Origin of the sequence: Vibrio sp. 10N.247.310.17 (genome assembly GCF_041466605.1) — a bacterium.
GTDB classification, from domain to species: domain Bacteria; phylum Pseudomonadota; class Gammaproteobacteria; order Enterobacterales; family Vibrionaceae; genus Vibrio; species Vibrio tasmaniensis_A.
Genome location: NZ_JBFSTC010000162.1, coordinates 1 through 5,189, shown reverse-complemented (window position 1 = coordinate 5,189; position 5,189 = coordinate 1). Strand labels below are relative to the sequence as shown.

Sequence of the window (5,189 nt, the reverse complement as noted above, 5' to 3'; positions counted from 1 at the left end):
AGTAAGACTCGCTACACTGTGCGATCTAAACACCTTAAATGATAGGTGTTGACCTAATGGCAGCCTTTCAATGTTTATCTAGTAAGTAATCGGATTACTAAGCTAGTTGAGCTTTAAGGTGCTCGATAACCGTGTCCATTGCGATAGCTTCTTTATCACCTGTACGACGGTTTTTGTATTCGAAGTTACCTTCGTCCATGCTGCGATCACCGATAACGATAGTGTGAGGGATACCCACTAGCTCGATATCTTTAAACATAACACCTGGGCGTTCTTTACGGTCATCGAATAGTACTTCGATACCCATAGCTGTTAATTCAGCGTATAGCTTCTCAGCTGCTTCTTTAACGCGCTCAGATTTGTGCATGTTCATTGGTACGATAGCAACTTGGAACGGCGCTAGTGCGTCTGGCCAAGTGATACCGAACTTATCGTGGTTTTGTTCGATAGCTGATGCAACAACACGTGAAACACCGATACCGTAACACCCCATTTCTAGGATTACGCTCTTACCATCAGGACCAAGCACGTTACAGTTCATTGCTTTAGAGTAAGTATTACCTAGTTGGAAGATGTGACCAACTTCGATACCGCGCTTAAGTTGGATGGTACCTTGACCACATGGGCTTAGGTCGCCTTCAACTACGTTACGTAGGTCTTCAACTTGAGCAAGCTCAACGTCACGACCCCAGTTAATACCGAAGTAGTGCTTACCGTCTACGTTTGCACCAGCACCGAAGTCGCTCATTACAGCAACAGAGCGGTCAACGATGAATGGTAGCTCTAGACCAACAGGGCCAAGTGAACCAGGACCTGCACCAACAAGTGCACGGATTTCTTCTTCAGAAGCCATCTCTAGTGGAGTAGCAACCTGTGGAAGGTTCTCTGCTTTCACTTCGTTAAGCTCGTGGTCACCACGGATGATTAGCGCGATGATGTCTGCATTTACTTCATCAGAAGCTTTAACGAATAGAGTCTTAACTGTCTTCTCGATTGCTAAACCGTGTTGCTCTACAAGTTCTGCGATTGTTTTTGCGTTTGGCGTATCAACCAGTTCCATCTCTTGAGTTGGCGCTGCCGCTTCAGTCGTTGGAGCTAGTGCTTCTGCTTTCTCGATGTTCGCTGCGTAATCAGATTCTGAAGAGAATGCGATTAGGTCTTCGCCGCTTTCAGCAAGAACGTGGAATTCTTGAGAGCCGCTGCCACCGATTGCGCCAGAGTCTGCTAATACTGGACGGTACTCAAGGCCCATGCGGTCAAATGCTTTACAGTAAGCATCGTGCATCGCTTGGTAAGACTTTTCTAAGCCTTCTTTATCGATATCAAAGCTGTACGCATCCATCATAGAGAATTCACGAGCACGCATTACGCCAAAACGAGGGCGGCGTTCATCACGGAATTTAGTCTGGATTTGGTACAGGTTTAGAGGTAGCTGTTTGTAAGAGCTGATCTCGTTACGTACTAGGCTCGTTACCACTTCTTCTGCTGTTGGGCTAAGAACAAATGGACGAGAATGACGGTCTGTGAAACGAAGTAGCTCAGGACCCATCTTTTCAGAACGGCCAGTCTCTTCCCAAAGCTCAAACGGTTGAACTACGGGCATCAAGATTTCAACGGCACCTGCATTATCGATCTCTTGGCGAACGATATTTTCGACTTTACGCAGTACACGTAGACCAGTAGGTAGCCAAGTATATAAACCTGAAGCTAGCTTACGGATCATACCTGCACGTAGCATCAGCTGGTGGCTGATAACTTCTGCGTCGTTTGGAGTCTCTTTCAGAGTAGAAAGAAGGTAGTTACTGGTACGCATTCTATGGTATCCGTTTCATCATTGATAAAAGAAAACTTGCTGTCGTTCGTAACCACAGCAAATCTGATATAGCCGCATATAATATCAGCCTATTTGGGATCTCAAAAGCGTTCAATGTCAGTTACATTGATGAAAAGCGTTTCAACCACGAATTTCACGTTAAGATCGAACAAATTTACCGCATATTCCTTATTGTCAGGCTTACCTTTCTTATAGGCAGGGCGAGGATCTTGGCCTAATACTTCTTTGATCACCTGAATGATATGGCGTGCTTGTGGGTGGTTTGCGAGCTTACTTTGGGCTTGCTGCGAGAAGTTCACATCTAGCACTTCAGGTTCATCGGCGGCAAACCCTCCTAGTGCATCGGGAATTGAATCCGAGTAGGGGATATAAGGTTTGATGTCGATGATCGGTGTGCCGTCAACGAGATCAACACTGCCCAAGTCCAACCAAGTTTGTCCCTTTTCTTGAGATACACCTTTGAGCTCAACCGCGGACATACCCACTCCATTCGGTCTGAATGTGGCACGAGACGCGAATACACCAATACGTTCGTTCCCGCCAAGGCGAGGTGGCCTCACGGTTGGTTTCCATCCTGCTTCAAGGTTCTTATCGAACAAAAACAACAACCACACATGACTAAATTGTTCAATATCACGAACAGACTCAAGGCAGTTCGCTGCTTCAACTAGCCTGACTCTTGAGGTAGAAGTGGGTACTAACCTAGGCTGTCTTGGCACAGCGAACTTCTCTTTATAAGGAGACTCAATAAAGCCAACAGGTTCAATGGTGTACATAGCAAGGTGTTCTCTGGTTTCAGTTAAGACGGAAAAATATCATAAAATCACTTGTTTTTCTTTTGATAATAATTATCATTCGATATGTTATAACATATCGAATGATAATTATTTAAGGGAAATACAATGAAACCGAATATCCACCCTGATTACCGCCCCGTGGTTTTTCATGACACCAGTGTCGATGAGTACTTCTTAATCGGATCAACATTGAAAACAGATCGCACTATCGAATGGGAAGACGGAAATACTTATCCTTACTTCACGATTGAGGTGTCGTCAAAGTCGCATCCTTTCTATACGGGTAAACAGCGAGTGCTACATAAAGAGGGACGCGTTGCGAACTTCACTCGTCGTTTTGGTCAATTAGGTAAGGGAGCGAAATAGAATGAAAGTTGTGAAATCACTGAAAAGTGCGAAAAGCCGTCACCCAGATTGCCAAATAGTAAAGCGTAGAGGCCGTCTCTATGTCATCTGTAAATCCAACCCGAGATTCAAAGCGGTTCAAAAATAGTCAGTCAATTTGATGTGACATGAGTGTAAAAACGAGGGGAAAGTCAAACTTCATTCATTTGTCTGTTTTTCTTTTCCTTCGAGAGGAACTTTGCAGGAGAGTATGTGCTCACTTAGCGTACGTTGTTTCTTATTTATCACTTTATCAATAACTTACAAACGCAAGTATAAATCGAATGAATGCATCCGTACCAATTATAAACCTAACTTTCATGCTTTAATTGGAGTTATTTGCTAATTTTTTGTTTTTATTAAGTTAAAAAGAATAGTTTGTTACACACTTTGTAACATTTACGATTTCTAATTGACCCTTTTGTCGAGTAATCTGCGCGGGCAATTTAAACATCTTTGTCACAATTGCACAGGAATCACTACAAGGAGGGAACTGATGAGTTCATCAGCTTCAATAAAAAACAATTCGCCTAAAAAACCTATTTTTACTCGCTTTTTAGATGGCGTTGAATATTTGGGGAACCTATTACCCCACCCAATCACTCTTTTCGCAATCTTCTGCTTAGCAATCCTCGTTACTTCAGGTATTGCTAAGTGTCTGTTATGGACCCTCGACCAGAAGGTGCTAAAGGTCGTGCTGCTGACGGCATGATCCACGTTGTAAGTCTGCTTAACGCAGAAGGTCTACAACTTATTGTGACTAACTTAGTTAAGAACTTTGTTGGTTTTGCTCCACTAGGTACTGTACTTGTTGCTATGCTTGGTGTAGCGATTGCTGAACACTCAGGTCTACTATCTGCTGCAATGCGTGGCATGGTAATGGGTGCTTCTAAGCGCATGGTTACAGTAACGGTTGTGTTTGCAGGTATTATCTCTAACACAGCATCAGAGCTTGGCTATGTGGTACTTATTCCACTAGCAGCAATGCTTTTCCATTCTTTAGGTCGTCACCCTCTTGCTGGTCTTGCTGCGGCATTCGCTGGTGTGTCAGGTGGTTACTCTGCAAACCTACTTATCGGTACGGTTGACCCACTGCTTTCTGGTATTACAGAAACAGCGGCACAGATGATTGACCCGTCTTACACGGTTGGTCCTGAGTCAAACTGGTACTTCATGTTTGTTTCTACTTTCTTCATCGCGATTACAGGTGCATTTGTAACTGAGAAGATTGTTGAACCTAAGTTGGGTAAATACAACGACGAAGAAGCTTCTGAAGATTTATCAAATGATTCGATGGGCAGACTGACGGATGTTGAGAAGAAAGGTCTAAAACTAGCAGGTATTGCTGTATTGGCTGTTTCTGCACTTCTAGCGTGGACTATCGTTCCAGCTGACGGTGTTCTACGTTCAGCGTCTGGTACGGTTTCGGGTTCTCCATTCCTGAAGAGTATTGTTGCGTTTATCTTTGTATTCTTCGCTATTCCTGGTTTTGTTTACGGTAAAGTTACCGGTTCAATGAAGAACGATCGTGACGTGATCAATGCGATGGCAACGTCTATGTCTTCAATGGGCATGTACATTGTTCTTGTATTCTTTGCTGCACAGTTTGTTGCTTTCTTTAAGTGGACTAACTTTGGTCAAGTAATCGCTGTTGGTGGCGCTAGCTTCTTACAAGATATCGGTCTTACTGGCCCAATGTTGTTCTTTGCATTTATCCTAATGTGTGGCTTCATTAACCTAATGATCGGTTCGGCTTCTGCTCAGTGGGCAGTAACAGCACCTATCTTTGTACCTATGCTAATGCTTGTTGGTTACGCACCAGAAACGATTCAAGCAGCTTACCGTATCGGTGATTCAACGACGAACATCATTACACCAATGATGAGCTACTTCGGTCTTATTCTTGCTGTAGCGACGCGTTACATGAAGAACCTTGGTATCGGTACTCTGATTGCTACAATGCTTCCATACTCAATCTGCTTTATGTTCGGTTGGAGCATCTTGTTCTACCTATGGGTGTTCGTATTTGGTCTTCCAGTAGGCCCAGGTGCAGCAACGTTCTACACGCCGTAGTAACGTTAGTACAAGTCATATTGTTAGATTTTAAAGCCTGCCTTGTGCTAATGCCGATCAGTTAAAGCCAAAGTGATCGGTTGAAGGATCCTTCCGAGCTG

4 protein-coding genes and 1 pseudogene are annotated in these 5,189 nt (G+C 43.8%); 3 read left to right on the top strand and 2 right to left on the bottom strand.

What is annotated here, in order from left to right; genetic code table 11:
• Nucleotides 1–97: 97 nt before the first annotated feature.
• A complete protein-coding gene (locus AB6D80_RS24095) occupies nt 98–1,813 on the bottom strand; it encodes a proline--tRNA ligase (RefSeq protein WP_017103669.1) in 1,716 nt (571 codons plus the stop codon).
• 101 nt (nt 1,814–1,914) lie between these two features.
• Nucleotides 1,915–2,610 carry a tRNA (N6-threonylcarbamoyladenosine(37)-N6)-methyltransferase TrmO gene (gene tsaA / locus AB6D80_RS24090; protein WP_009847433.1) on the bottom strand — a complete coding sequence of 232 codons (696 nt, stop codon included), beginning with the start codon at nt 2,608–2,610 and terminating at the stop codon, nt 1,915–1,917.
• Nucleotides 2,611–2,736: 126 nt separating this feature from the next.
• Here tsaA and AB6D80_RS24085 point away from each other — a divergent pair, with 126 nt between their 5' ends.
• The 3 genes and pseudogenes from AB6D80_RS24085 to AB6D80_RS24075 all read left to right on the top strand — a co-directional run bounded on the left by AB6D80_RS24085 (nt 2,737) and on the right by AB6D80_RS24075 (nt 5,088).
• Nucleotides 2,737–2,997, top strand: a complete 261-nt coding sequence (locus AB6D80_RS24085; protein WP_009847432.1) for a type B 50S ribosomal protein L31 — start codon at nt 2,737–2,739, stop codon at nt 2,995–2,997.
• 1 nt (nt 2,998) lies between these two features.
• Nucleotides 2,999–3,124 carry a type B 50S ribosomal protein L36 gene (gene ykgO / locus AB6D80_RS24080; RefSeq protein WP_009847431.1) on the top strand — a complete coding sequence of 42 codons (126 nt, stop codon included), beginning with the start codon at nt 2,999–3,001 and terminating at the stop codon, nt 3,122–3,124.
• 465 nt (nt 3,125–3,589) lie between these two features.
• Nucleotides 3,590–5,088: pseudogene (locus AB6D80_RS24075) on the top strand (AbgT family transporter).
• Nucleotides 5,089–5,189: the final 101 nt, after the last annotated feature.